Origin of the sequence: Symbiobacterium sp., assembly GCF_040797425.1 — a bacterium.
Lineage (GTDB): Bacteria > Bacillota > Sulfobacillia > Symbiobacteriales > Symbiobacteriaceae > Symbiobacterium.
Window position 1 is genome coordinate 1 of sequence record NZ_JBFNEH010000023.1, and the last position, 25,583, is coordinate 25,583.

At 68.3% G+C, this 25,583-nt stretch carries 26 protein-coding genes; 17 read left to right on the forward strand and 9 right to left on the reverse strand.

The features are described from left to right. Positions 1–719: 719 nt before the first annotated feature. The 8 genes from AB2385_RS08835 (at position 720) to phoU (ending at position 8,129) form a co-directional block, all read left to right on the forward strand. Complete coding sequence (locus tag AB2385_RS08835; protein WP_367654598.1) at positions 720–1,898, forward strand: glycosyltransferase; 1,179 nt, start codon at positions 720–722, stop codon at positions 1,896–1,898. 78 nt (positions 1,899–1,976) lie between these two features. Further along, a complete protein-coding gene (locus AB2385_RS08840) occupies positions 1,977–2,831 on the forward strand; it encodes a phosphate ABC transporter substrate-binding protein (RefSeq protein ID WP_367654599.1) in 855 nt (284 codons plus the stop codon). Positions 2,832–2,858: 27 nt separating this feature from the next. After that, entirely contained in the window at positions 2,859–3,566 is a 708-nt protein-coding gene (locus tag AB2385_RS08845; RefSeq protein WP_367654600.1) for a response regulator transcription factor, read from the forward strand. Further along, entirely contained in the window at positions 3,563–4,909 is a 1,347-nt protein-coding gene (pnpS, locus tag AB2385_RS08850; protein WP_367654601.1) for a two-component system histidine kinase PnpS, read from the forward strand. The genes AB2385_RS08845 and pnpS overlap by 4 nt, the downstream gene beginning before the upstream one ends. Positions 4,910–4,931: 22 nt before the next feature. Further along, positions 4,932–5,798: a phosphate ABC transporter permease subunit PstC gene (gene pstC, locus AB2385_RS08855; protein ID WP_367654602.1), complete on the forward strand. Its 867-nt coding sequence runs from the start codon at positions 4,932–4,934 to the stop codon at positions 5,796–5,798. Further along, entirely contained in the window at positions 5,798–6,649 is an 852-nt protein-coding gene (gene pstA, locus AB2385_RS08860) for a phosphate ABC transporter permease PstA (protein ID WP_367654603.1), read from the forward strand. The genes pstC and pstA overlap by 1 nt, the downstream gene beginning before the upstream one ends. Before the next feature lie 39 nt (positions 6,650–6,688). Next, the gene (gene pstB / locus AB2385_RS08865; protein ID WP_367654604.1) at positions 6,689–7,450 is read left to right on the forward strand and encodes a phosphate ABC transporter ATP-binding protein PstB; all 762 of its coding nucleotides are present in this window, start codon (positions 6,689–6,691) and stop codon (positions 7,448–7,450) included. A 19-nt stretch (positions 7,451–7,469) separates the two neighbouring features. Then, entirely contained in the window at positions 7,470–8,129 is a 660-nt protein-coding gene (gene phoU / locus AB2385_RS08870) for a phosphate signaling complex protein PhoU (protein WP_367654605.1), read from the forward strand. 72 nt (positions 8,130–8,201) lie between these two features. Here phoU and AB2385_RS08875 read toward each other — a convergent pair whose 3' ends face one another. After that, positions 8,202–8,879: a tetratricopeptide repeat protein gene (locus AB2385_RS08875; RefSeq protein ID WP_367654606.1), complete on the reverse strand. Its 678-nt coding sequence runs from the start codon at positions 8,877–8,879 to the stop codon at positions 8,202–8,204. 212 nt (positions 8,880–9,091) lie between these two features. Here AB2385_RS08875 and AB2385_RS08880 point away from each other — a divergent pair, with 212 nt between their 5' ends. After that, a complete protein-coding gene (locus tag AB2385_RS08880; protein ID WP_367654607.1) occupies positions 9,092–9,718 on the forward strand; it encodes a GreA/GreB family elongation factor in 627 nt (208 codons plus the stop codon). A 46-nt stretch (positions 9,719–9,764) separates the two neighbouring features. Here AB2385_RS08880 and AB2385_RS08885 read toward each other — a convergent pair whose 3' ends face one another. Continuing rightward, on the reverse strand, positions 9,765–10,301 hold the full coding sequence (locus AB2385_RS08885; protein WP_367654608.1) for a LysM peptidoglycan-binding domain-containing protein: 537 nt from the start codon (positions 10,299–10,301) through the stop codon (positions 9,765–9,767). 308 nt (positions 10,302–10,609) lie between these two features. Between AB2385_RS08885 and AB2385_RS08890 the strand changes: the two genes are divergently transcribed. After that, on the forward strand, positions 10,610–10,789 hold the full coding sequence (locus tag AB2385_RS08890) for a hypothetical protein (RefSeq protein ID WP_367654609.1): 180 nt from the start codon (positions 10,610–10,612) through the stop codon (positions 10,787–10,789). An 83-nt stretch (positions 10,790–10,872) separates the two neighbouring features. On the opposite strand, the gene pepF is transcribed toward AB2385_RS08890, so the two are convergent. The 4 genes from pepF to AB2385_RS08910 all read right to left on the reverse strand — a co-directional run bounded on the left by pepF (position 10,873) and on the right by AB2385_RS08910 (position 15,979). Beyond that, positions 10,873–12,672 (reverse strand): oligoendopeptidase F, encoded by a 1,800-nt coding sequence (gene pepF / locus AB2385_RS08895; protein ID WP_367654610.1) that lies wholly within the window; start codon positions 12,670–12,672, stop codon positions 10,873–10,875. Between the two features lie 152 nt (positions 12,673–12,824). Further along, on the reverse strand, positions 12,825–14,024 hold the full coding sequence (gene ccsB / locus AB2385_RS08900; protein ID WP_367654611.1) for a c-type cytochrome biogenesis protein CcsB: 1,200 nt from the start codon (positions 14,022–14,024) through the stop codon (positions 12,825–12,827). After that, the gene (locus AB2385_RS08905; protein WP_367654612.1) at positions 14,021–15,439 is read right to left on the reverse strand and encodes a cytochrome c biogenesis protein ResB; all 1,419 of its coding nucleotides are present in this window, start codon (positions 15,437–15,439) and stop codon (positions 14,021–14,023) included. Before AB2385_RS08905 ends, ccsB begins: the two co-directional genes overlap by 4 nt. Before the next feature lie 3 nt (positions 15,440–15,442). Beyond that, positions 15,443–15,979, reverse strand: coding sequence for a peroxiredoxin family protein (locus AB2385_RS08910; protein WP_367654613.1), 537 nt, complete (start codon positions 15,977–15,979; stop codon positions 15,443–15,445). Between the two features lie 466 nt (positions 15,980–16,445). On the opposite strand from AB2385_RS08910, the gene sugE reads away from it, so the two are divergent. After that, a complete protein-coding gene (gene sugE, locus AB2385_RS08915; protein ID WP_367654641.1) occupies positions 16,446–16,766 on the forward strand; it encodes a quaternary ammonium compound efflux SMR transporter SugE in 321 nt (106 codons plus the stop codon). A 26-nt stretch (positions 16,767–16,792) separates the two neighbouring features. Here the strand turns inward: sugE and AB2385_RS08920 are convergent, their stop codons facing one another. Then, a complete protein-coding gene (locus AB2385_RS08920) occupies positions 16,793–17,968 on the reverse strand; it encodes an acetyl-CoA C-acetyltransferase (RefSeq protein WP_367654614.1) in 1,176 nt (391 codons plus the stop codon). A gap of 162 nt (positions 17,969–18,130) precedes the next feature. On the opposite strand from AB2385_RS08920, the gene AB2385_RS08925 reads away from it, so the two are divergent. The 5 genes from AB2385_RS08925 to AB2385_RS08945 all read left to right on the forward strand — a co-directional run bounded on the left by AB2385_RS08925 (position 18,131) and on the right by AB2385_RS08945 (position 21,987). Then, positions 18,131–18,979 (forward strand): PRD domain-containing protein, encoded by an 849-nt coding sequence (locus AB2385_RS08925; protein ID WP_367654615.1) that lies wholly within the window; start codon positions 18,131–18,133, stop codon positions 18,977–18,979. Positions 18,980–19,189: 210 nt separating this feature from the next. Beyond that, on the forward strand, positions 19,190–20,314 hold the full coding sequence (locus AB2385_RS08930) for a PTS transporter subunit EIIC (protein ID WP_367654616.1): 1,125 nt from the start codon (positions 19,190–19,192) through the stop codon (positions 20,312–20,314). Between the two features lie 22 nt (positions 20,315–20,336). Beyond that, positions 20,337–20,582: a PTS transporter subunit EIIB gene (locus AB2385_RS08935; RefSeq protein ID WP_367654618.1), complete on the forward strand. Its 246-nt coding sequence runs from the start codon at positions 20,337–20,339 to the stop codon at positions 20,580–20,582. Then, entirely contained in the window at positions 20,583–21,065 is a 483-nt protein-coding gene (locus AB2385_RS08940; protein ID WP_367654619.1) for a PTS glucose transporter subunit IIA, read from the forward strand. Beyond that, positions 21,052–21,987, forward strand: coding sequence for a haloacid dehalogenase-like hydrolase (locus AB2385_RS08945; RefSeq protein ID WP_367654620.1), 936 nt, complete (start codon positions 21,052–21,054; stop codon positions 21,985–21,987). Before AB2385_RS08940 ends, AB2385_RS08945 begins: the two co-directional genes overlap by 14 nt. Here AB2385_RS08945 and AB2385_RS08950 read toward each other — a convergent pair. Beyond that, positions 21,982–23,346 (reverse strand): SpoVR family protein, encoded by a 1,365-nt coding sequence (locus tag AB2385_RS08950; RefSeq protein WP_367654621.1) that lies wholly within the window; start codon positions 23,344–23,346, stop codon positions 21,982–21,984. The genes AB2385_RS08945 and AB2385_RS08950 overlap by 6 nt on opposite strands. A gap of 134 nt (positions 23,347–23,480) precedes the next feature. Then, the gene (locus tag AB2385_RS08955) at positions 23,481–23,954 is read right to left on the reverse strand and encodes a zinc ribbon domain-containing protein (RefSeq protein ID WP_367654622.1); all 474 of its coding nucleotides are present in this window, start codon (positions 23,952–23,954) and stop codon (positions 23,481–23,483) included. Between the two features lie 316 nt (positions 23,955–24,270). Between AB2385_RS08955 and AB2385_RS08960 the strand changes: the two genes are divergently transcribed. Next, a complete protein-coding gene (locus AB2385_RS08960) occupies positions 24,271–25,179 on the forward strand; it encodes a serine hydrolase (RefSeq protein ID WP_367654623.1) in 909 nt (302 codons plus the stop codon). Positions 25,180–25,583: the final 404 nt, after the last annotated feature.

Consider the following 25,583-nt stretch of genomic DNA (forward strand, 5'->3'; position numbering starts at 1 on the left):
TTTGGAAGGGCCATCTCTCGTCCTGCTTTTTTCAGCAGAAATGTTGTGGCCTACCAACGAAAACTTTACTCACACTATCATGGAAACACACTTCACCGCGGCGCCCGCACGTCTGGCACTTCGACGGCCGCCGCCTCAGTCTCCCGGCAGGCCGCAACCGAATCAGCCGCGGGCGTCCACCGCGACTGCAGCGCGGTCTGAGTCGGCCAGGAGGTTCGCTCTCCAGCGCAGTGCGGTCGATGCCGGCCAGGCGGATCTCCAGCAGCGTGAGGGAGGCCAGCGGAACGCCGCAACCGCACGGGAGCCGCTGGAGTCTGTCTAGCAGGAGAGCCGCCGCGTGGGCACGCGGCGCCGGTCCGGCCGGCGCCGACGCAGCACCATGACCCCCCCTCGCAGGACTGCACAGTACACAGGGCGAACATAAGAAGACTGCGTATACCTGTTAGGCGGTGAGCGGTAGACAATGCGTACTGTGCACAGCATGCTACCGTCTCAACAGGCACAACAAGGATGACTGATTACTTACTTTATGCTTTGACTTTCTTGCGCACTGCGGCCGTGCCACCACCGAAGCTTCCGGCACCGGGCAGTCGCTTCCCATGGCCGCTGTCACCGCAGGCCGCCCACGACTCACGGCTGCCCTGCGGCTCACGGCCCACACTCACAACCTGTTCACACGGCCCGCGGCTCACCGCTCCATCACGTCGGAGGTGGCATGCTTGCCCGTTCGCGTGTTGATCCTGTCTGCCGACTTCGGCTCCGGCCATCAGGCCGCCGCGAAGGCCATTGCGGACGCGTGCCGCAGCCTCTCCGCCGACTGTGAGGCCATCGTGGTCCCATCGCAGAGCGCGCTGCTGGGCCTCTTCGCCCGCGCTTACCTCTGGCAGATCAAGCACATACCGGGCCTCTATCGCCGGCTTTACCAGCTGCCCGTCAGCCGGCCCCTGCGCACCCTGGTGATCCTGGTGCTGAGCAAGCCGGTGCGGCGCAGCGTTGAGAAAGAACGGCCCGACGTCATCGTCGGCACCCATCCCTTCCCGGCCGGCGCCGCGGTCTGCCTGCTGCGCCGGGCCCGCAGGCAGGTTCCCGTCGTCATGGCGCTCACCGACTTCGCCCCCCACGGCTTCTGGGTCTGGCCCGGCGTCGCCCGCTACTGCTGCGCCTCGCCGGCCGCCGCCGCCGACCTTGTGCGTCGCGGGGCCGATGCCGCCCGCGTCATCGTCACCGGCCTGCCGGTGCGGCCGCACCTCGCAGAGCTCATCCGGCAGAGCAGGAGGGAGCCCTCGGCTGGCCCGGGCGGCCCGAACCGGCACCTGGCGGACCAGGGCAGCGCGCCCAACTCGCCCCGCCGCGTGCTCCTGATGGGCGGCGGGCTGGGCCTCGGCCCGATCCCCGAGGCAGTGGGCGCCCTGCTGGCCCTGCCGCAGGCCGCCCTGCGCCTCACGGTGATCTGCGGGCGCAACGAGGCGCTGAAAGAAGAAATTACCCGCCGCTTCGGCGGCGACCCGCGCCTCACCGTGCTCGGTTTTACCGACGCGGTGATCGAGCACATGCGCGCGGCCGACCTTCTCGTCACCAAGCCGGGGGGCATCACGTGCGCCGAAGCCCTGGCGCTGGGCGTTCCCATGCTGCTGCTCGACCCGCTGCCCGGGCACGAGGAGGAGAACGCACGCTATCTGGTGGAGACCGGCGCCGCCCGGGTGGCCCGCGGCCCCGCGCTCACCGCGGCGGCCAGCGAGCTGCTGTTCGCCCGGCCCGACCGCCTCGCCGCCATGGCCGAGGCTGCCCGGCAGGCCGGGCAGCCCAACGCGGCCCGCATGATCGCGGCGGAGGTACTGGCGCTGGCGAAACGCTCCTGCCGCGCCCCGGGAAGCGTGCGAATAACCCCGCCTTCTTAACCAAACCTTAATATCGGTACGCTACAGTGAAAGTGGCCACACTTCGAGAACCATCGGCACGGAGGAGATGGAAACCCGATGGGTCGAGCACACAGGCGCGCGCTGCTGGCTGCCCTGCTCCTTGCGGTGGTGGCACTCGGCGGCTGCGGCGGGCGGCCACAGCCCGATCCCAACGACCCGCTGACCGGCACCATCCTGGCCAGCGGCTCGACCGCGCTCCTGCCCCTCGTCTCGGTGGCCGCCGAGGTCTTCGAGGAGCAGCACCCGAACGTGACGGTGAGCGTGAGCGGGGGCGGCTCGTACAACGGCCTCACGCAGGTGGCCGCCGGCGCGGTGGACATCGGCAACTCAGACGTGCCCGCCACCGGCGAGCTGGCCGAGGGGCTTGTGGAGCACAAGGTCGCCATTGCGCCCTTCGTGATCATCACCCACCTGGAGAACCCGGTGGACGGCCTCACCATGGACCAGCTGGCCGGCATGCTGCGCGGGGAGATCTCCAACTGGCGCGAGGTGGGCGGACCCGACCTGGAGGTGATGGTGGTCAGCCGCCAGCAGTCCTCCGGCTCCCGCGCCACCATCGTGGAGAAGGTGCTCGGCGGCGAAGGGGACATCACGCCCCAGGCGCTGGTGCAGGACTCCAACGGCAAGGTCGTGACCACGGTCCAGTATACCCCGGGCGCCATCGCCTACGTGGATGCGGCCTACTTCCGGCCGAAGAAGGTGAAGGCCCTGGCGCTGGACGGGGTCGCGTACTCGCAGGAAGCCGTGATCGCCGGCGAGTGGCCAATTTACGCATACGAATATATGTACACCAAAGGGGAACCCACAGGCCTCACCCGGGCCTTCCTGGACTTCGTGCTGAGCCCCGCCTTCCAGGAGGAGTACGTGGTGGAGCACGGCTTCGTGCCCATCGCGGCCGATCCGCAGCGGTAGGCCGGCCGGAGCCCGTCTCGGTGGGAGGTGTTGCCCGTGCCAGAGCGGATTCTCGTCGTCGATGATGAGCCGTCCATCCTGGAACTGGTCGCCTACAACCTGCGCCGGGCCGGCTACGAGGTGCTCACCGCCACCAATGGCGAGGACGGGCTCCGCATGGCCCTGGAGGGGGACATCGACCTCCTGATCCTCGATGTGATGCTGCCCGGCATCGACGGCTTCGAGGTGCTGCGGGCGGTGCGGCGCACCTCCGAACTGCCGGTGCTGCTGCTCACCGCCCGGGGAGAGGAGACCGATCGAGTGGTGGGCTTTGAGATCGGCGCCGACGACTACGTCACCAAGCCCTTCAGCCCGCGGGAGCTCACGGGACGGGTGAAGGCGATCCTGCGCCGGATGCGGCGGCCGCTGCAGCCGGAGGAGCAGGAAACGCTGCGCTTGGGGCCGCTGGCCATCAACCTCGCCAGCTACGAGGTGACCCGGGACGGGCAGCGGGTGGATCTCACGCCCACCGAGTTTCAGATCCTGAAGGTACTCGCCCAGAACCCAGGGCGGGTGTTCAGCCGCGACGAGCTGGTCGACCGGGTGATGGGCCCGGACTTCTACGGCGACGTGCGCACCGTGGACGTCCACATCCGGCACCTGAGGGCGAAGCTGGAGGAGAACCCCTCCGAGCCCCGGCTGATCGAGACCGAGCGGGGCGCCGGTTACCGCTTCGCAGGGGGCCGCCGGCGATGAGCGGGCGGCCGGGGCCCACGCTCCTCTGGTTCGCCCTCCCGGCCACCGCCGCTCTGGCGGCGGGCCTGCCCTACGTGCTCTCCGGCCGGCTGCGGCAGGCGCTGCTGGCCGGGCCAGGAGCGCTGGACATCCTGGTCTGGCTGCTGGTCGCCGGGGCGGTCCTCATACCGCCGGCGCTGGGCTGGCGGGAGGCCCGCCGGCTGGCGCAGGCCCTGGAGCATCATGCCGACGCGGCCAGGAAGCGGGCCGAAAAGGAGTACCAGGAGCGCCTGGCCGGGCTGCTCCTGGAGAAGGCCCACCTCGACGCGATCCTGCGGCACATGGCCGACGGCATCCTGCTGGTGGACCAGCAGCGGCGGATCATCCTGATGAACCCCGCGGCCGAGCGGATGCTCGGCGTGGCGCGGCACGAGGCGGTGGGCCGGGACCACCTGGAGGTCACCCACCACTTCGACCTGGACGAGCAGCTCGCCCGGGTGCTGGCCACCGGCGAACCCGCGACCCTCGAGATTCGCCGGGCCCGCCCGGAGCACCAGATCCTCGAGGCCCGCATCGTCCTGGCCGCCAGCGCCCAGGAGCGGGCGGCGCTGATCATGCTGCGGGACATCACCCGGGCCCGCCAGCTGGAGCAGATGCGCACCGACTTCGTCGCCAACGTCACCCACGAGCTGCGCACGCCCCTCACGTCCATCGAGGGTTTCGCGGAGACGCTGCTCGAGGGCGCCCTGAACGAGCCGGAGACGGCCCGCCGCTTCGTGGAGATCATCCAGCGGGAGAGCCGTCACCTGGCCGCCCTCATCGACGAGCTGCTCGACCTGGCCCGGGTGGAGTCGGGCAGGTTCCGGATGCGGCGGCGGCTCACGCGGCCGGCGGACCTCGTTCAGGAGACCCTCGCCCGCCTGTCCCCCGAGGCGGAGAAGAAGGGCGTCCGGCTCACAGCGGAGGTCGCGGACGACCTGCCGCTCGTCGACGGCGACCCCGACCGCCTGATCCAGGTGCTGACCAACCTGGTGGACAACGCCATCAAGTACACGCCCGCCGGCGGCCGGGTGACGCTCTCCGCCCGCCGTGCGGAGGACCAGGTCCTCCTCGCCGTGGGCGACACCGGCGCCGGCATCCCCCAGGCTGACCTGGGGCGGATCTTCGAGCGGTTCTACCGCGTGGACAAGGCCCGCTCCCGCGCCACCGGCGGCACCGGCCTCGGGCTGGCCATCGCCAAGCACATCGTGGAGGCGCACGGCGGCACCATCGCGGTGGAGAGCGAGCTGGGCAGGGGCAGCACCTTCACCGTCGCCCTTCCCGCCGCCGGTGAGCGCACGGCCTCCGTTTCGAACCGGCAATAGTCTCTGACTGGAGGGAGTTCCCGTGAACCGGGTGCGCACCGCGGACCGCACCGCACGGGTGGTGCTCACCGCCTGTGCGACCCTGGTCTCCCTGGTGATCGCCGCCATCCTGCTTTTTGTGGGGTCGGAAGGCCTTCTGCTCTTCCGGGACGTCTCGCCCTTTGAGTTCCTCTTCGGCCTCACCTGGAACCCGCCCCTGGGGCGCTACGGTGCGCTGCCATTCCTGGTCGGTTCGGTGGCGGCCACGGCCATTGCGCTCCTCATCGGCGCCCCGCTGGGCCTGGCCGGGGCGATCTTCATGGCCAAGGTGGCCCCGCCGTGGATGCGCCACATCCTCCGCCAGGCCGCCAACCTTTTCGTCGGCATCCCCTCTGTGGTCTACGGCTACATCGGCATGACCCTGCTGGTGCCCTGGGTGCGGGAGCACCTGGGCGGCCAGGGCTTCGGCGTGCTGGTGGCCGGGACGATTCTGGCGATCATGATCATGCCGACGATCCTCGGCGTGTCGGAGGACGCCCTGCGGGACGTGGACCCCACCCTCGAGGAGGGGTCGCTGGGGCTCGGCGCCACCCGCTGGCAGACGATCTGGCTGGTGGTCCTTCCGGCCGCCCGGCCCCGCATCCTGGCGGCGATCATCCTCGCCTTCGCCCGGGCGTTCGGCGAGACGACGGCGGTGCAGATGGTGATCGGCAACTCGCCGGTCCTCGTGCGATCGCTCACCACCGGCACAGCGACGCTCACCTCGCAAATCATCATGGAGATGGGCCAGACCCCGCCGGGCTCCCCCTGGAACCGGGCGCTCTTCATGATGGCCTTCGGGCTCCTCGTGGTCTCGCTGCTGATGATCCTGCTGGTCCGCTGGGTCAGCAACCGGGGGGTGGCCCGCTGATGACCCGGCAGAAGCTCGCAGACCGCATCGCCACCGCCGTGCTCTGGGCGGCGGGGATCCTGATCCTGCTCATCCTGGCCGGCTTCCTGCTGCCCATCCTCCTGCAGGGGCTGCCCGTGCTCGACTGGCAGTTCATCACCACCCGCTCCAGCGCGGTGCGGGAGGGTGGCGGCGTGGGGGCGCAGTTCTTCAACACCATCTACATCACGTTCCTATCCCTCCTCTTCTCCCTCCCCGTCGGCGTGGGAGCAGGCGTCTACCTGGCCGAGTACGCCAGGCCGGGGCGCCTCACCGACCTGATCCGGCTCTCGGTGGAGGCCCTGGCCTCGGTGCCCTCCATCGTCCTGGGCCTGTTCGGCATGATCCTCTTCGTCAACTACATGGGCTGGGGGTTCACCATCCTGGGCGGCGCGCTCAGCCTCGCCCTGCTGAACCTGCCGGTCCTGGTGCGGGTCACCGAGGAGGCCATCCAGGGCGTGCCCCGCTCCTACCGGGAAGGCTCGCTGGCCCTGGGGGCCACCCACTGGCAGACCACGGCGAAGGTGGTGCTGCCCACCGCCTTGCCCGGCATCCTCACCGGGCTCTCGCTGGTGGCCGGCCGCGCCCTCGGCGAGACGGCGGTGCTGATCTACACCGCGGGCGTCACCGCCTCCCGCTGGTTCCCCAACCCTGACCTGATGGTGGCGGGCGAGACCCTGGCGGTGCGCATCTGGTCGGTCACCTCGGAGGGGCTGGTGCCCGACGCCGACCGGATCGCCATGGGCAGCTCCGCCCTGCTGATCCTGCTGGTGCTGGCTGTCAACCTGCTGATCGCCCTGCCCCTCTGGCGGTACCGGCGCCGCATGCGCTAGGCGCCCCATGCTCCAGAACGCGAAGGAGGCTCTGACCGAATGACGGAACAGGTGCGGATGCGCGCCGAGGGTGTGGACCTTTACTACGGCACGTTCCGGGCACTGCGCAGCATCACGCTGGAGATTCCCGCCAATCGGGTGACGGCGCTCATCGGGCCCTCCGGTTGCGGCAAGTCCTCCTTCCTGCGCTGCCTCAACCGCATGAACGACCTGGTTCCGGGGGCGCGGATCACCGGCAAGATCACCCTGGACGGGCAGGACATCTATGCCCCCCATGTGGACGTGGTGGCCCTGCGGCGGCGGGTGGGCATGGTCTTCCAGCGGCCCAACCCCTTCCCGATGTCCATCTACGACAACGTCGCCTACGGCCCGCGCATCCACGGGGAGCGACGCAAGGCGGTGCTGGACGAGATCGTGGAACAGTCCCTCCGGGGTGCCGCCCTCTGGGACGAGGTGAAGGACCGCCTGCACCGGTCGGCCCTGGGCCTTTCCGGCGGGCAGCAGCAGCGGCTCTGCATCGCCCGCTCTCTGGCGGTGAAGCCCGAGGTGCTGCTCATGGACGAGCCGGCATCGGCCCTGGACCCCATCTCCACGGCCAAGATCGAGGAGCTGATCCGCCAGCTGCGCACGAGCTACTCCATCGTGATCGTGACCCACAACATGCAACAGGCCGCCCGCATCTCCGACTACACTGCCTTCTTCCTCTCCGGCGAACTGATCGAGCACGGCCCCACGGGCACCATCTTCACCAACCCCAAGGACCAGCGCACCGAGGACTACATCACCGGCCGCTTCGGCTGATGCGAGGGAGGTTGGACCCGTGACCACCCGCTCGGCGTTCGACGAGCAGATCGCCGCCCTCCAGCGGGACCTGCTGCGGATGGGCGTCTTCGTGAACGAGTCCATCGAGCGCGCGTTGCAGGCGCTCCAGCAAGGGGACCGGAAACTGGCGGAGGAGGTCATCGAGGGCGACGAGGTGGCCGACCGGATGCTGATCGATATCCAGCAGCGCTGCCTCCAGCTGGTGGCCCTGCAGCAGCCGCTGGCGCGCGACCTGCGCTCCATCGCGACCGTCCTCAAGATCGTGACCGACCTCGAGCGCATGGCCGACCACGCCACCGATATCGCCCGCATCGTACGCCGGCTGGGCCTCTCCGGCCCGCCCCGGCCGCTGGCCGACATCCCGCGCCTCGCGCAGCGGGTGCAGGAGATGAACCGGGAGGCCCTGGAGGCCTGGGTGAGCGGCGACTCCGAGCGGGCCCGGCGCATGACGGCGGTGGACGATGAGATCGACCGGCTCTACCGGCAGGTGTTCGATGAGCTGCTGCAGGTGATGCAGACCGACCCGAAGTCGGTCCGGACGGCCACCTACCTCATCCTGGCGGCCCACCACCTGGAGCGCATCGGCGACCACGCCACCAACCTGGGCGAGTGGACCATCTTCCAGGAGACCGGGGAACTGGAAGATCTGAACGCATGAGCGGAAGGGCTGTCCCAGCAGCAGATCACGCTGCCGGGGCAGCCCGGGTTTATGCGATGCGGCTCAAGCGGGTCATCCCCGCGTCTGGAACTGCCCGAGCCGCGCCCGCCAGAGCCAGCGCCGCTCGCGCCGGCGCATCTGGGCGGGGATGTACTGGTAATTCTGCACCGCCTCGGCAAACAGCCGGCGCGCCAGGTCTGCATGGCCGGCCTTCCGGCAAAGGTGGCCGGCCCGGGTGAGGATTTCCACGCCCTCAAACTGCTCCAGGGTGGAGACCAGTTCGGCCACCCGCTCCCCGTCGCCCTGCGCCGCGGCCTCTTCGATCAGATACAGGTACGGCTCCCCGTAGGCGACCTGGGGCTGCAGTGCGAGGGCCTGCTCCAGCCGGCTGCGCCCCTCGGCGCCGCGGCCCACCTTCACCAGGGAGGCGCCCAGCAGATAAAGGGCCCGGGGGCTGTCCTCGCCCCGCTCCACCGCCCGCTCGAGGTACTCGGCCGCCGCCTGGTACCGCCCGCTGCGCAGGTAGTGCTCGCCCAGCTCGACCATCGCCCGGACGTCCGCAGGGTTGACCTGCACCGTGTAGAGCAGGCTGGCGATGCGCCGCCGGTGGTGCAGGAGCGCCGTCACCGCTGCCACGATCCCGAAATATCGGTGATCCAGGTACCAGAGAAAGAGCAACAGGAGGAGCAGCCGGCCCAGCGCCGTCTGGAGCAGCCAGGAAACGGCCAGAAGCCAGCCGATCGACTTCATGGAAGGTATTCCGCCCCTTTGCAACCGAAATGTTGTGTTTCGACGGATTCGACGGGCGAGATGCCAACCCCTCTCCCCTACCCCCTTGCAGGCGACGACCATCTGTAGTTTGATGGTTTCGTGCCATAGCGGTGCGGCGCACAGGCCCGGCTGCAGGCCAAGGCGCAGCGGGCCTCGGCCAGAGGACTTCGCAGGCAGGACGGTGAGCAGGAGTGGCGGTGCGGGTGCTGGGGCTCGATCCGGGCAAGCGGACGGGCTGGTTTCTGAGCGAGGGCTACGAACCGGTGGGCTGCGGCTCGGAGCGGGACGCCATGCGCATCCTGGAGCAGGTGGGGCGGGTGGACGTGGTGGTCGTGGAGGACGCCCTGGACATGGACCAGGTGGAGCCGCTGCGCAAGGTGCTGACGGTTCCCTGGGTAGGGGTGACCCCGGAGCAACTGCAGCGGCGGCTCTTTACCCAGGTGCTCGGGCGGAAGCGGGTCAACGGCCCCGTGGTGCGGCAGGAGGTGGTGCGCCGGGCCTTCGGCATGGTGCCCGGCGACGTGCACGCCCTGGACGCCGCGTGCCTGGTGCTCTGGTGGCTGGTCGACAGCGACCTGGCCGACGGGGCGCCCGACCTGGGGCCGCTCAAGGTGTGGGACCTCTTCACCATCGCCGACGAGTTCGGCGAGGAGACCTACCAGATCGTGCCCCCCAACACGGCAGACCCGGAGCAGGGGCTGGTCTCCTGGGCCTCCCCGCTGGTGCAGGCGGTGAAACAGGCCAGGCCGGGGGACGTGGTGACCGTGCACGCACCCGGCGGCGACTGGCAGTGCCGGCTGGTGCGCATCGGCTCGTGACCCAAAGGTCGGAGGCAGGCCTTTCGCACGCCAGCCTCCTTGCGCTTTAACCAGAGTACCCGGGCAGCTCTGACGGCTGGGGAAGCTTCAGTTCCATCCCCGCGTAGATCTTGTTGGGATCTTCCAGTCCGTTCAGCGCCTCGATGTCGCCGGCGTAGATGTGCGTGTTGTAGTACTTCTGGCTGATCTCGTAGAGGGTCTCGTTAGGCTGCACGATGTGCACGGCGGGGACGGCCTCGAAGGTGGTCATGGCCGGGGCCGTCTCATCGCCATCGAGGGTCGCGCCGCTTCCGTCCGTGGTCGATTCTCCGGCGACGTCACGGGTCTCCCCGGCGCCCTGCGTGTCGGCAGTGGTCGCCGTGTTGGGGGCGGAACCGGTCGTGGTCTGCGTGTTGGTTGCGGCCTCCGTGTTCAGCGGCGTCCCGTTCTCAGGTTCCGCCAGCTGCTCCAGGGCATCGGTGCCCCCGGTCTGGTTCTGGCTCCGCTGGGTGAGCGCGAAGAGCGCAACGGCGAGGGCCAGCACCAGCACCGCCACCCCGCCGATCACCAGCGAGGTCCGGGTCTTGGAAGAGTTGGTCTGCATGGTTTCCCTCCTCTCTGCCAGCCCATTCTTGGGCTTCAGTGAGAGTATTTCCACGCAAACCATGAACTAAACATCCACTCTTCCAGCAGAGGGCCTCTGCCCCCGGTGTGGCCGGCACCTGAGCGGTCCTTTCGAACGCCTAGTCCTACTTCGCCGCGACTAGGGCGTTAATAGTACCTTGTATACCTAGTGTATATAGTACTCCCGGTCGTTAAACTATAGACTTATCTACCTCTACAATATTGACTGCGTTTTGTGATATCATGAGCCCGGGTGAACCGATCGGCGTGGAAGGAGGTCAACCTGGAATGCGACGTCCGATCAAGCAGCGGCCTATCCGCCCGGATTACCGGTCCCGCAGGCTCAGCCGGGAGCTCGACTGGCTTGTCGATCAGTGGCAGTCCTCGAGCCCCGAAGAGCGCCTCCAGCTGGTGCTTGCCAAGATCCGCGCCGAGGAGCGCATCGAGGCTGAATCGTCGTCCCGCTAGGGGCGGTTCATAGGCGGAACAGCAGAACGGCGGTCGCGCGACCGCCGTTCTGTTCGTTCTGCACTGCGCCATGCGGCCCCCCACTACCCCGCGAGGCGCTCCATCTCGTCCAGGAGGCCGGCAAACACGTCCAGGGCCTGCTGCACCGGCTCGGGCGACGTCATGTCGACGCCGGCCTTCTTGAGCAGGTTGGTGGAGTAGTCCGAGGAGCCGCTCTTCAGGAACTCCAGGTACCGCTCCACGGCCGGCTTCCCCTCCGTCAGCACCTGCTGGCTGAGCGCCACCGACGCCGAGATGCCCGTCGCGTACTGGTACACGTAGAAGGCGCCGTAGAAGTGGGGTACCCGGGCCCACTCCAGGGCGATCAGGTCGTCGATCACCATGCCCTCGGTGGCGTAGTACTTCTTGTTGAGATCGTAGTAGATCTCGTTCAGCACGTCGGCCGTGAGCGCCTCGCCCTGTTCGACCCGCTGGTGGGTGATGTGCTCAAACTCGGCGAACATCGTCTGCCGGTAGAGGGTGGTGCGGAACGTCTCCAGCTGGTGGTTGATGATGTACATTCTCAGCTTGGGGTCGGTCGTCTGCTGCAGCAGGTAGTGGGTGAGCAGGGCCTCGTTGAACGTGGAGGCCACCTCGGCCACGAAGATGGTGTAGTCGGCGTAGTGGTAGGGCTGGTGCCTGCGGGAGAAGTAGGAGTGCATCGAGTGGCCCAGCTCGTGCGCCAGGGTGAACATCGAGTCGAAGTTGTCCTGGTAGTTCATGAGGATGAACGGCTTGGTGGTGTACGCGCCGAACGAGTAGGCTCCCGACCGCTTGCCCACGTTCTCATAGATGTCCACCCAGCGGTCGGTGGTCATGCCCCGGCGCGCCACCTCGCAGTACTCCTCGCCCAGGGGCGCCAGCGCCTTGAGGATCGTCTCGACCGCCTCGCCGTACGAGATCTTCTTGTCGACCTCGGGCACCATGGGGGTGTAGATATCGTACATGTGCAGCTCGTCGACGTTCAGGAGCTTCCGCCGGAGCCGCATGTACCGGTGCAGCGAGGAGATGTTCTTGTTCACGGTGGCGACAAGGTTGTCGTACACGCTCTCCGGCACGTTCGTGTCCGCGAGCGCCATGGCGCGGGCGGAGGGGTAACGCCTCGCCCGGGCGTAGAACACGTCCTTCTTCACCGAGCTGGCGTATGCAGCCGCCAGCGTGTTGCGGAACTTGCCGTAGGTGGTGTAGAGCGCCTCGAACGCCGCCTGCCGCACGGCGCGCACCGGGCTCTCCATGAAGCGCAGGAAGCGCCCGTGGGTGAGCTCGACCTCACGCCCCTCTTCGTCCTTGATCTTCGGGAACTTCAGGTCGGCGTGGTTCAGCTTGCCGAAGATCTCCCGGGGCGCCTCGCTCACCTCGCTCATCTGGGCGAGCAGTTCCTCCACCTCCGGCGAGCGCACGTGCGCCTTCTGCCGCATCAGGTCTTCCAGCGCGTGCCGGTAGGCGCCCAGCTCCGCGTTTTCATCTAGCCAGGCCCGAAGCGTCTCCGTGGGAATGGAGAGGATTTCGGGCACAAGAAATGACCCGGCGGCCGCAACCTTGGCGTAGAGCGTGTTCGCGCGGGTCGCCAGCGCATGATACGTGGTGTTGGTGGTGTCCTCGTCCTCTTTCATGCGGGCGAAGACCAGCACCTGCTCCAGGAGTTGGTAGAGCTCATCCCGCGCCCGGAGCGCCTCCAGAAGGGTTCCGGCCGACTCGCCCAGGCGCCCCTGGTAGGCGGTGAGCCGCGGCATCATGGCCTCCACCCGGGCGTAGTCCTCTTCCCACGCGGCGACGGAAGGGTACACCGAGTCCAGGTCCCACTTGTGCTCGGCCGGCACGTCCTCACGCTTGAGCAGTTCCACCGAATGATCGCTCCTCCCCGTAGGCTCGTGATTCTATTGTTCTATTTTACCACGCGCAGGTACGGGACTGCGGCCGGGTTCCTCGTCCCTGCGGGGCCCGTCAGATCATAGCCTGGGGTTGCGGCGGTGCTGTGGCGCCCCGCGCCCGCCGTTCACACGTACGCGTGCCGGCCGGTGATCAGCAGGTTCACACCCACCAGCGTGAACAGGACGATCACGAAGCCCAGTGCGGCCACCCAGGCGGCCGCCCGCCCTTCCCAGCCCCGCACGATCCGCATGTGCAGGTAGCCCGAATAGAAGAGCCAGGTGATCAGCGCCCAGGTCTCCTTGGGGTCCCAGTCCCAGTAGCGGCCCCATGCCTTCTGAGCCCAGATCATCGCAAAGACCAGCGCCCCCAGCGTGAAGAGCGGGTAGCCCACTGCGATGCCGCGGTACGACACCTCATCCAGCAGCCGGGGGCTCATGTTGCCCACCGCCCGCGTTCCCAGATCCCGCAGGGGCATGTTGGCCGCGAGCCGGACCAGCGCGTAGAGCAGGGCACCCGCGACCGTGGAGAGCACCAGCGTGTTCAGGTTTCGGGCGGCGTAGAGGCCCCTCATCCAGGCGGGAGCCTGCACCAGGGGCAGGGGAAGCCCCAGGAACGCCGCCTCGCCGGGTTGAGAGCCCGCCGGCCCGATGAAGGGCGGCAGGCGATACTCCAGTACGGCGGGGCCCTCGGCCAGGCTCGTCACGTAGGCGCTGTAACCGGCGGCCTTGAAGCTCAGGGCCAGCACCAGGAAGCCGGTGAGCACGGCGCCGCAGAAGAAGAAGAACTCCAGCAGGGCGTCCTCCCACCGGCCGGACTGCTCCCGGCGCACGCGCAGGAGGTACATGAGTGCCGCCCCGAAGGAGACGGCGAAGGCGCCCTCCCCCAGGGCAGCGAAGGCGACGTGCAGCGGCAGCCAGATCGAGCGAAGCACCGGCGCCAGCGGCTGCACTTCGGTGGGGAAGACCGAGGCGTAGGCGATCACGGCGATGCCCACCGGGGCAACGAAGGCGCCCAGTCCCGGCATCTTGTACCACGCCGAGATGAGGACGAAGAAGAACATCACCGACCAGCCCATGAACGACATGTACTCGAACATGTTGCCCAAGGGCACCTGGCCCGAGCCGATCCAGCGCGCACCGATCGCGAGCCCCTGGAGGATCACGCCCAGCACGGCGGCGTGAAAGCCATGGCGGCCCAACTGGTCGGCCCGCGCGAAGTGGTGTGCGTCGCTCCGGCGCAGCGTGAGGCGGGAGACGTACAGGACCGCCGCGGCCACGTACGCTGCGAACGCGCCCAGGAACAGGTAGCTCGACAGCTGGATCATCGCTCTTCCCCTTCCATCTCCACATCCCCGGCGCACCGGCCGGGATCGAGCAGGCGGGCCAGTGCGGCTGTCTCCCGTGCGAAGGAGCGCGGGTTGCGGTTCGTCCAGCCCCCCACCACGACCAGGCCGTCCTCGGTGAAGGCCCAGTAGCGCCGGTGTGCGATGTAGAACGCGGCAAACACCCCCGCCGAGATGACGAACAAGCCCACGTAGACCACCGGAATCCCCAGGTCTTTCTTCACCTGGAGCCCGGAGGTGAAGACGGGCTCGACCCGCAGGGTGCTGAACCGGACCGGGGTGGTCTCGTCGAACTCCAACTCCGGGTGCAGGGGAAGGAACCAGGTGGTGTACGGCTCACCCTCGGGTGGTACGACCGCCAGCTTCAGGCCCGGGTTGGCGGGGCGGCTCGAACGGCTGGTGGGCTGCCCCCGGGCGTCGATCGCCAGGTCCGGGTAGTAGGCCTCCACCGTAATCCGGAAGTCGCCGGCGACGTACTCCCGCTCGGGCTGCATGAGGTCGATGGTGAAGCGGCCGACCTCCGTGCCGCCCGCACGGTCGATCACCGCCACCTCGGCCCTGCCGTAGTCAGCGTAGTAGGAGGACTGATAGAGCCCCACCCGGTCGTAGGAGAGGGGCTCGTTGACGGCGATGGTCCCAACCTTCACCACGTTCCCACCGGCGTCGAGCACCCGCACGCGGGTCTGGTAGTTCACCGGCTCGCCGTCGGCCCCGAAGTCCACGGCGAAACCGAGGCTCTCCACGTAGAAGTCGGTGCCGGGCACCCGCACGACCTCGCCGTCCCGCAGCCAGATGTACTCCTCGAGGTAGGCGCCGGGCAGGGTGCGGATGCCGGCTCCCACCAGCAGCAGGATCAGGCCGATGTGGGTGATGTAGGGGCCCCAGCGGCCCATGCGGCCCTTGTCGGCGTAAAGCCGGCCGCCCTGCTCGATCACCCGGTAGCGGCGCGCCCGCAGGGCCGCGGCCAGGTCTGCGTACGGCGAATCCCCCCGGGCGGCAGGCGCGGTGAACCGGTACTTCAGCCCCCGCACGAACTCCGTGGCCGGAGCCGGGTTCGGCCGCTGCACCGCCCGCCACAGGGGGACGAAGCGCTCCAGTGAACAGATGACCAGCGACGCGGCGATGAGGAAGAGCAGCGTCTGGTACCACCAAGAGGAGTACAGGTGCGTCACGCCCGTGCGCAGCAACAGGGCGCCCAGCACGGGGCCGTACTCCTGCGGGTAGAACTGCTCCGGGGGCAGGGCGGAGGCGTACTGCCCCTCCTGCGGGATCAGGGTGCCGGCAATGGAGGCCGCCGCCACGAGGAAGATGAGCACCGTGGCCACGCGCACGGAGGAGAAGAAGTCCCACGTGCGGTCCAGAAGATCCTTGTCCGGCCTCACGCCCTGCTCGTCCACGGCTCACCCCTCCTGGAGGATCAGCTTGAGGGCCTCGTCGACCTGTGCCTCGTCCAGAGCGCCCGTCCACTTGGCCCGGATGACGCCCTCCCGGTCGAGGAAGAACGAGGTGGGCAGCGGCACGATCTGGTAGAGCTGGCTCACGTTTCCGCCCCGGTCCACCAGAATGGGGAAGGTGAGCCCCAGCTGCTCACGAAACCGCGTGATCGCCAGGTCGCTCTCATCCAGGTTGACGGCCAGCACAAGGAGGCCGCGATCGCGGTGGGTCTCGTAGGCCGCCTGCAGCACCGGCATTTCGGCCCTGCAGTACGTGCACCAGGTGGCGAAGAAGTTGAGCACGACCGCCCGTCCGCGCAGATCGGAGAGCCGGTAGGTCTCACCCTCCACCGTGTTCAGTTCGAAGTCCGGTGCCACGCAGCCCACTGCCGCGCCGTCGGCGCCGCGGGGGCTGGGCCGGAGGAGCAGGAAGCCGAACCAGAGCGCGGCGAGCAGCAGCGTGACCGCCGCTGTGATCCGCTTGTACGTGGGGTACCGCTTCACTGCCCTTCTCCTCCCTCTGAACCCCGGGGACACCCGCGTCCGGGACGGACCCAACCGATAGCCTGTACTTACTACGTTAGCAGGACCTGAAGCCCACCGGCTATGGCTTCTGCGATGTATTAACATTTTAGACGCACGGCAATTTCGGGCAGCCCCAAAGGGCCTACCGACGGCCCGAACTGCCCTCTGTGCGCAGACGAAGGGCCCGACCGCGTGTCTCCAGATGCGGTCGGGCCCCCCAGCTGAGGGCGCAGCGCACACCTCCATCCCACCCGGACGCCCCTTGCGGAGGCCGCCATTCGTGGCCGCTGCGGCCGGCGTGTGCGGCGACGGCCCTCTATGGTACAATCAGGTGCGGCCGGGCGGGCCTGCCGGTGCCGCGCACAAACGCAGCAGCAGTGCGTGGCAACGCAGGCAGGCCCTCACCCGGGCGACTTCGTCATCGATCAGCGGGAGGGTGCGAACATTGGCGTGGGTCTACCTGATCGTGGCGGGCCTGATGGAGGTCGGCTGGGCCACGGCGATGAAGTACTCGGCCGGCTTCACCCGCCTCTGGCCGACCGTCTGGACCATCGTGCTGAGCCTGGCCAGCTTCGCCCTGCTCAGCCAGGCGATGAAGTCCCTGCCCCTGGGCACCGCCTACGGCGTCTGGACCGGCATCGGCGCCGTGGGCTCGGCGCTGATGGGCATCCTGGTGCTCGGCGAGCCGCGCGATGCGGTGCGCCTGGTCTGCATCGCCATGATCCTGGCGGGCATCGTCGGGTTGAAGGTGACCTCCAGGGCCTGATTACGGCACGGAACACGCGCGGCCCCTCAGGGCAGCGCCTCCACCACCGCGGCGATGCCCTGGCCGCCGCCGATGCAGAGCGTGGCCAGGCCGTAACGGCCGCCCCGGCGGCGCAGCTCGAGCAGCAGGGTGAGCAGAAGGCGCGCCCCGCTGGCGCCCACCGGATGGCCGAGGGCGATGGCCCCGCCGTTGACGTTGGTGCGCTCGCGCGGAAGGTCCAGCTCTCGCTCCACCGCCAGATACTGCGCGGCGAAGGCCTCGTTCACCTCCACCAGGTCCATGTCGGCGAGCGTGAGCCCGGCCCGTTCGAGGGCCTTGCGGCTGGCCGGCACGGGCCCGATTCCCATATAGTGTGGGTCGACGCCGGCCACCGCCCAGCTGACCAGCCGCCCCAGGGGCTTCCAGCCCTCGGCTGCCGCCCGGCGTGCGGAGGCCAGCACCAGCATCGCGGCGCCGTCGTTGATGCCGCTGGCGTTGCCGGCCGTGACGGTGCCACCCTCCTTGAACCGGGCCGGCAGGCGGGCGAGGGCCTCGTAGGTGGTGTCGGGCCGGGGATGTTCGTCCTGCTCCAGCCGGCGCCCCTCGCCGCGGCGGGCAGGCAGCGCCACCGGCACAATCTCCTCGGCCAGCCGCTCCCGTGCGGCTGCCGCGCGCTGCTGAGACAGAAGCGCGAACCGATCCTGATCCTCCCGGGTGATGCCGTAACGCTCGGCGAGGTTCTCGGCGGTGATGGCCATGCCACAACCGCAGTAGGTGTCGGTGAGCGCCTCCCACAGGGCATCGCCCAGTTCGGGGGTGCCGATGCCGGGGCCGAACCGGTTGCGCAGCACGTACGGCGCCTGGCTCATCGACTCGGCGCCCCCCACCAGCGCCACGGAGGCCTCGCCGGCCCGAATGGTCTGGGCCGCCGAGACGGCGGACTGCAGGCCGGAGCCGCAGAGCCGGTTGACGGTGAGCGCCGGGGTCTCCACCGGGATGCCGGCGTGCAGGGCGATGTGACGGGCGAGGTACGGTGCGTCCTTGCCGGTGTGGATCACGTTCCCCACCACCACCTCGTCCACGGCCCCGGCCGGGACCCCCGTCCGCTCCAGTGCGGCCTTCGCCGCCACCACCCCCAGGTCGACGGCCGAGACCTCCCGCAGCGAGCCGCCGAAGCTGCCGAAGGGCGTGCGGGCGCCCCCCAGGATCACCACTTCCTCCATCTGCGATAACCCCCCACTCGATTCGATTCTGTATTCAGCCTGGTCTATCTTCTCTGTGACCTTCGGCTATCCCTTGCCGTTTCACCTGATCCTTCCGAATTACTTCTAAAGACCCATTATCTCCCTGCAGGAATTTAGCCGAATCAGGTGAATAACGAGTATATGGAGAGAAGTAGGGACTGCCCGTTCAGGCCCCTCAAGGCCTTGAATAACAACGTCCTGCTGGCATACGATCCGGCCTCGGACCAGGAGGTCGTGCTGGTGGGACGGGGGCTGGGGTTCCAGGCTTCGGGCCCACTGAGCCGAAGCGATCCCCGCATCGAGAAGGTCTTCCGGCTGGATGAGAGCCGCAACCGCAGGCAGTTTCTCCGCCTGACGGAGACCCTCTCGGGCGACGTGATCGGCGTGGCGGAGGAGATCCTCCACCTGGCCGCGGGCCGGTTCGGCCCCCCGGGCGAGGAGGCGCACCTGACGCTGGCGGAGCACCTGGCCGCCACGCTGGACCGGGTCCGGCAGGGAATGCCGATTCCCAACCCGTTCCTGGCGCAGATTCAACTCCTCTACCCGGAGGAGTATGAGCTGGCCGGTCAGGCCGTGCAGATGATCGCGGACCGGCTGGGGGTCCGGCTGCCGGAGGAGGAGCAGGGGCTCCTGGCGCTCCACCTTCTGGGGATGCGCCGCAGGGAGCCACCCAAGCTGGTGGCCCGGCACCAGGCGGTGATCCGGGAGTCGGCCCAGTTCCTGGCCGACGAGGCGGGCATCTCCTGGTCGGACGACGACCCGCGCCTTGCCCGCGTGCTCCTGCACCTCCGGCTCGCGGTGGAGTTGATCGTCTCAGGGAAGGGCGAGGCAAACCCGCTTCTGGACCGCATCCGCAGCGAGTACCCGGACGCGTTCGCCCGGGCCCGTCGGCTGGGCGACTATATGGCGGAGCGGCTGGACCGGCCCGTGAGCGACGACGAAGTCGGGTACCTGGCCCTGCACCTCCTGCGCCTCAAGAACCTAACTTAATCATCGTTTGCGCTGGCGTGTCACCGCCGTGCTCAGGTGGGCATGAGCCAGCCAGAGAAGGTCCGGCACCTCTGTGGGGGCTGGGCGGTCTCTGGCTGGCTTTCTGTTTGAGGCGGGTGCCGGCGGCGCCAGGAAAGGAGGGTAGCGCAAGCGCCGCCGGCCCGATTCCGAGCTCACCTACCAGTCCTATTAATGAAGGAGGTCGATAGGATGCTCGCACAGCTCCAGAAGATCGGCAAGGGGCTCATGACGCCCGTTGCGGTCCTCCCCGCAGCCGGCCTGCTCCTGCGCTTCGGCCAGCCCGACGTGCTGGACTGGCCCTGGATGGCCGAGGCCGGTAACGCCATTTTCAACAACCTGGCCTTGCTCTTTGCGGTGGGTCTTGCCGTCAGCCTTGCCAAGGATGCCGGCGTGGCCGGGCTGTCCGGCGTCGTGGCCTACTTCGTGATCACCGAGGTCGCCACCACCATCAACAGCGAGATCAACATGGGCGTGCTGGCCGGCATCATCGCCGGTATCCTGGCGGCCAGCATGTACAACCGCTTCAAGGACACCAAGCTGCCCGACTACCTCGGCTTCTTCGGCGGCAGGCGCTTCGTCCCCATCGTCACGGCAGGTGCCGCAACCGTCCTCGGCCTGATCTTCGGCTTCATCTGGCCGCCGATCCAGCACGGCATCGGAGCCATCGGCAACTGGTTGGTGGCCGCCGGTGCGGTGGGCGTAGGCGTCTTCGGCCTGCTGAACCGGTTGCTCATCCCGCTGGGCCTGCACCACGTGATCAACAGCCTGGTCTGGTTCGTCTTCGGCGAGTTCCCGAAGGCCGACGGCACCATCGCCACCGGCGACCTGAACCGGTTCTTCGCAGGTGACCCGAGCGCCGGCTTCTTCATGGCGGGTTGGTTCCCGATCATGATGTTCGGCCTCGTCGGTGCCGCCCTGGCCATTACGCACGCGGCCCGGCCGGAGCACCGCAAGCGGGTGGGCGGCATCATGCTCTCCGCCGCCTTCACGTCGTTCCTCACCGGCATCACCGAACCCATCGAGTTTGCCTTCATGTTCGTCGCTCCGCTGCTCTACGTGATCCACGCCGTGCTGTCCGGCATCTCCATGGCAATCGCCCAGCTTCTGGACATCCACCACGGCTTCACGTTCTCGGCGGGGTTGATCGACTACGTCCTCAACTACGGCATTGCCTCAGACAACGCCTGGCTGTTGATCCCCATCGGCCTGGTCTTCGGCGTGGTCTACTACGTGGTCTTCCGCTGGGTCATCGTGAAGTTCAACATCGCAACCCCCGGCCGGGAGCCCGAGGAGAGCGCCGAGGCTGCCGACTAGATGACTGCCTCAACGAGGAGGAATGCGTGTGGACGACAGGACGAAGGCCCAGGAGATTCTCGCCGCCCTGGGCGGCAAGGAGAACCTCGTCGAACTGGAATCGTGCATCACCCGCCTGCGGCTGGTGGTGAAGAACCCCGGCGCCGTGGATGAGAAGCGGCTGAAGGCGCTGGGGGCCGTCGGCGTCATGAAGGCCGGTCAGGTCGTGCAGGTGGTGCTGGGCACCTCCGCCGAACGCATCGAGCAGATCATGAAGGATATGATCTAGATGAGCATGGTCACCCTGCTGGCCCCCATCACCGGCACCGTCGTCCCCCTGGACGAGGTGCCCGACCCGGTGTTCTCGGGCCGGCTGCTGGGCGACGGCCTGGCCATCGATCCCACGGGTGACCTGGTGGTGGCGCCGGTGGCCGGCGAGGTGGCAGCCCTCTTTCCCACGGGCCACGCGCTGGCCATCCGGACCGCCGCGGGCACTGAGATTCTGCTGCACCTCGGGCTCGACAGCAGCAAGGCGAAGGGCGTCTTCCGCCCCCTCGTGGCGCAGGGCGATCGGGTGCAGGCGGGCCAGCCACTGGTCCGCGTGGACCTGGCGGAGTTCCGGCGGCAGGCTCGCTCGCCCCTGAGCCCGGTGCTGATCCTGGACCCCGGGGAACACCTCCGGGTCGAGGTGGTCGCCAGCGGCCCGGTGGTGGCCGGTCAGGACGCCGTCTGCCGCCTGCTGGAAAGGAGGGAAGACGATGCGACTGCTTGACCTTCCTCCCTCGCGGCTGACAGAGCTCGGGCGCGCAGAACTGCTGGAAGGCATTAGGCTCTCGGAAGGCCGGCTGGTGGTGGCCGAGACGGTGGTGACCGCCCCGCCCCTGGTGGACGGGATCACCAACGCCGAACTGGTCGCCGCCTTCGGTGCCGACCTCGTGCTGCTCAACTGCTATGACTGCGAACGCCCCACCATCGCGGGACTGCCGGAGGGGGCGGGACAGACCTGCCGGGACGTGAAGGCACTGGTGGGCCGGCCGGTGGGGGTGAACCTGGAGCCCAGTGACCGTGTCCCGCCCGGCCGTCGGGCCACCCCGGCGAACGCCGTGCGGGCGGTGGAGCAGGGCGCCGACTTCATCTGCCTGACGGGCAATCCGAACACCCTGGTGACCAACGAAGGCATCCTGGAGAGCCTCCGGCTCATCAAGGCGGCCGTAGGGGACAGGGCCTTCCTGATCGCCGGCCGCATGCATGCGGCGGGGGTCGGCCTTTCCGGCTGCAGGGGCCTGATCACGCCGGAGGAGGCCGAGGCGTTCGTGGAAGCCGGCGCCGACGTGCTGCTGGTGCCCGCCCCGGGAACAGTGCCGGGCGCCATGGTGGAAGCGGTGAGCGCGTGCGTTCAGGCGGCTCACCGCAGGGGGGCGCTGGCGATGTCGGCTATCGGCACCTCCCAGGAGGGCGCCGACGAGGCCACTGTCCGGCAGCTGGCCCTGAACGCGAAGATGGCGGGAGTCGACCTGCATCACCTGGGCGACGCCGGCTACTTCGGCGTGGCAGTGCCCGAGAACATCCTGGCGTACTGCGTGGCCGTGAAGGGCAGGCGGCACACCTACCGGCGCATGGCGATGTCGCTCACGGGGTTGCGTGCTGGGGCGGACCGGCGGGGGGCGGCACCGGCCGCCCCCGGTTCGCTATAGCGTCTCGCGCCGCACCTTGTCGCCCTCGCAGGTGAGCCGCACCGGCTTCCCCTCCACCCTCGTCTCCAGGTGCACCGGCCGGCCCCACAGCTGGTAGACGTACTGCAGCGTGCGCTCGGCGTAGGGCAGGTCGAGGTCGCGGCCGTCGTGCTGGTGGCGCAGGTAGAGCTCGCGGCGCCCCTTGTAGTCGCCGTCCTCCACCACGATGTAGGGATGGCCGAAGTTGGTCATGGCGTCGCAGAGGGCGTCGCGCACCCGCTCCCAGTTCTTGTCGGTGATCTTCCACTCCTCGTCCTGGAACTCGTACACGAAAAGGTCGAGGTCCTTCACCAGTTCTTCGGTGAGGTAGGTGCGAAGGAAGGAGACGTCATTCTCCATCTCCCGCACCGCGAAGATCTTCTCCCGGCCGAAGCGCTTCTCGATGTCCTCGAAGACTTTTAGCCCTACGTAGTATGGGTTGATCCGGGCGTGTCCCGGCGTGCAGACCGCCGCGTGCAGCCGGCCGAACTCCACGAACTCCTCGTCGGTGAGGTCCAGTTCCCGCATGATGCGCATGTGCCAGAAGGAGGCCCAGCCCTCGTTCATGATCTTGGTCATCATCTGGGGCACGAAGTAGAGCGACTCCTCCCGCACGATGGCGATAATGTCCCGCTGCCAGTCCTCCAGGTGGTCGGCGTGCTCCAGGAGGAAGAGCAGCAGGTCCTTCTCGGGCTCGGGGGGGACCTTCCGGCGCTGCGGCTTCGCCGCCCGGGCGCCGGTTTTCTTTTCCTCCGCCCGCTCCTGCCGGGGGAAGAGGTCGGCGTAGGGCCCGTCGCCGGGGCGGACGGGGGGCTCCTCCCGGGGGTCCGGCTGCTCCCGGCGGGGGAAGGGGTCGATGTGGTCGGAGATGGAGAGCACGGCATCCAGGAAGCGCTCCACCTCCAGGTTCCCCTCCTCGATGCCGTACTGGCGGATGCGCCGGGCGTTCTGGCTGACGGTCTCGAGCATCCGCCGGTTGGTGGGCGCAAACCAGATGTTGTTCTTGAAGAAGTCGGTGTGGCCGAACACGTGGGCCACCACGAACTTGTTCTGCAGCAAGGAGTTGGTTTCCAGCAGGAAGGCGTAGCTGGGGTTGGCGTTGATCACCAGCTCGTAGATCTTGCTGAGGCCGTAGTCGTAGGAGGACTTCATGGTGTAGTACGCCTTGCCGTGGGTCCAGTGGCTGAACCGGCCGGGCAGCAGGTAGGCGCCGAACTCGTAGAGGATGGTCGCAGGCACGATCTCAAAGTGGGTGGGGAACGGATCCAGGCCCAGCCGTCGCGCCGTCTCCCAGATCTCCCCGATCGCTTCCTCCAGGACCGGCAGGTCACGGTCTTCCATGGGGCTGTCTCCTCCCTCCCGATGGGGTTCCTACATTCTATGCCCCGTCAGGGTGGGAAGTACGGGAGTTTCATGCCGCGCACACATGCCAACGCCCGGGCTGCACATCAGCCCGGGCGTTGCTGCGTATCTGACTACAAAGGAGAACCGCACTGATCGCAGAATTTGGCGTCCTCGTCGTTCAGTGCCCGGCAGCTGGGGCAGCGCACCTTCACGACTGTCTGCAGTTCCAACGAACTCTCAGGTGCGGAGTCCCGGACCTCCTCAAGGGCATCCTTCACAAGGCCGCCCGCCGCGCGGGCCCAGGGGCTGAGGTCCTCGCGGGCCTTCTCGGGGTCGAGAACCAACCCGGAGCCGGCGGGTCCCTTCAGGCCCACGTTCATCATGAAGGCGCCGATCACCATCAGCACCATGCCCCCGATGCCGCGCGCCATCATGCCCCGCATATCGGCGAGCGGGTCGGCGAAAGGGTCAGCGAAGGGATTCGAAGAGAAGGAAGATGGGAGAATGAAGAAGTTCGAAAGGAAAAGCAGCCCACCCATGGCTATGACAGCCATGCCGCCGTAGTAGACCGCCCTCCGCTCCGGTGAGATCTCTGGCTTCCGCATCTGGCCGCACCACCCCTGCTCCCAAGAAAGTACGTGTCCGACTCTATGACTGGCGACACTGTCCTTCGGGTTCGCACACGCCGGCGGCAGTTCATGGCGTGCGGCCGGCTGACGGTCCATGCGGACCGCCCAGCGCTGCAGCAGCGTTGGGCGTCACGTGTCCGGCGGGCCACAGGTGTGGCCACCGCCGCACGAGAAGTGGGCCCGGGGCGGTGGGGGCTCTGTGCGCGGTGCGCCATCATCGTTACGTCGATGGTGGCGCAACACTTTTTTCTTTCTGCTCGTTATTATCTATGGGAGAAGGAGAGTGATCGCCGTGCACAGATGGCGCGTCGGGCGAGTGCTGCTGAGCCTGCTTGTCGTCCTGCCGCTCGCCACGCCGGCCACCGCAGGGGCCACTGGTGGCATCCCCGAGGTTCATCGCCTCGCGGAGGCCGTCACCCAGGCCATGGCTGACTTCCCCGGCGAGTACAGTGTGGCCGTGGAGGATCTCACGACGGGAGCACAGTGGCTCCTGAACGCCGACCGGCGCTACCACCCCGCCAGCACCCTGAAACTGCCCGTCGCACTCTACGCCCTGGAGCAGTACCGGGCGGGCGAGATCGGCTGGGAAGACCTCATCGAGTACACCGAGCGCGACGTCGAGCCGCCGGTCGGCCCCTTCGAAACGGCCGCCTTCGGCAATCGCTTTCCCGTCGGCGACCTGGTCGGCTGGTCCCTCTCCAACAGCAACAACATCGCTGTAAACATGCTGGGGCGGCACCTGGGGTGGGGGAACATCGAGCTGTGGACGGCCAGCATCGGCGGGCGTCTGACCCACGAGGAAAGGCTGCCGCGCGCTAGCGCCCTCGACGTGCTGCACTGGTGGGGCCACCTCCACCGCCTCGCCCAGGAAGACCCGGAAGTCGCCGAGCTGGTCGTCCAGCCCCTGAGGGACGTGACGTACCGGGGGCGCATTTCCGCCGGCCTGCCAGAGGGCGTACCCCACCTGCACAAGTACGGCTCCTATGACGGCAACTACCATGACTCCGGCATCGTCTACGGAGACCGCCCCTTCATTCTGGTGGTGATGACGGACGGGGCGCCGCTGGCTGAGGCCGACGCTGCCATCGCCCGGGTCACCGCGGCCGTCTACCAGGTGCTGACCGAGTCCCCTGGGACGAACCCCGAACCGGTACAGGTGGTCAAGGCGCTGCTCGACGAGGTTGGACCGGTGCCGTACTAGTCCCGGCTCATCCAACCCGCACGCATCACAAGGGCGCCTCCTGCAGCCGCTAGGCGGCATGCGGGAGGCGCCTGCATACTGACGAGCCAGTGCACCGCCCTAGGAGCTTGACCAGGTAATCGAGTGCGGCGTCCCAGGTCAGGGGTTCGCACTGGGCCTGCTGGACCGGTTCGGAGCCGGGCGGGTCTGACGGACTGGATGCCGGTTCCGGCGACGCGGAGTCGGATGGGCGCTCCAGAAGGGAGGCGTCAGATGGCAGCTCCTGCACCGGGACATCTGACGGCGACTCGGAAACCGGATCGTCGGTCACCGTGCTGGTCGCCGTCGGCGCCGGGGCGGGGCCCGGCTGCGGCGTGGTTGGGAGCGCACCCGCGCAGCCGGTGAGCAGGAGTGGCACGAGGATC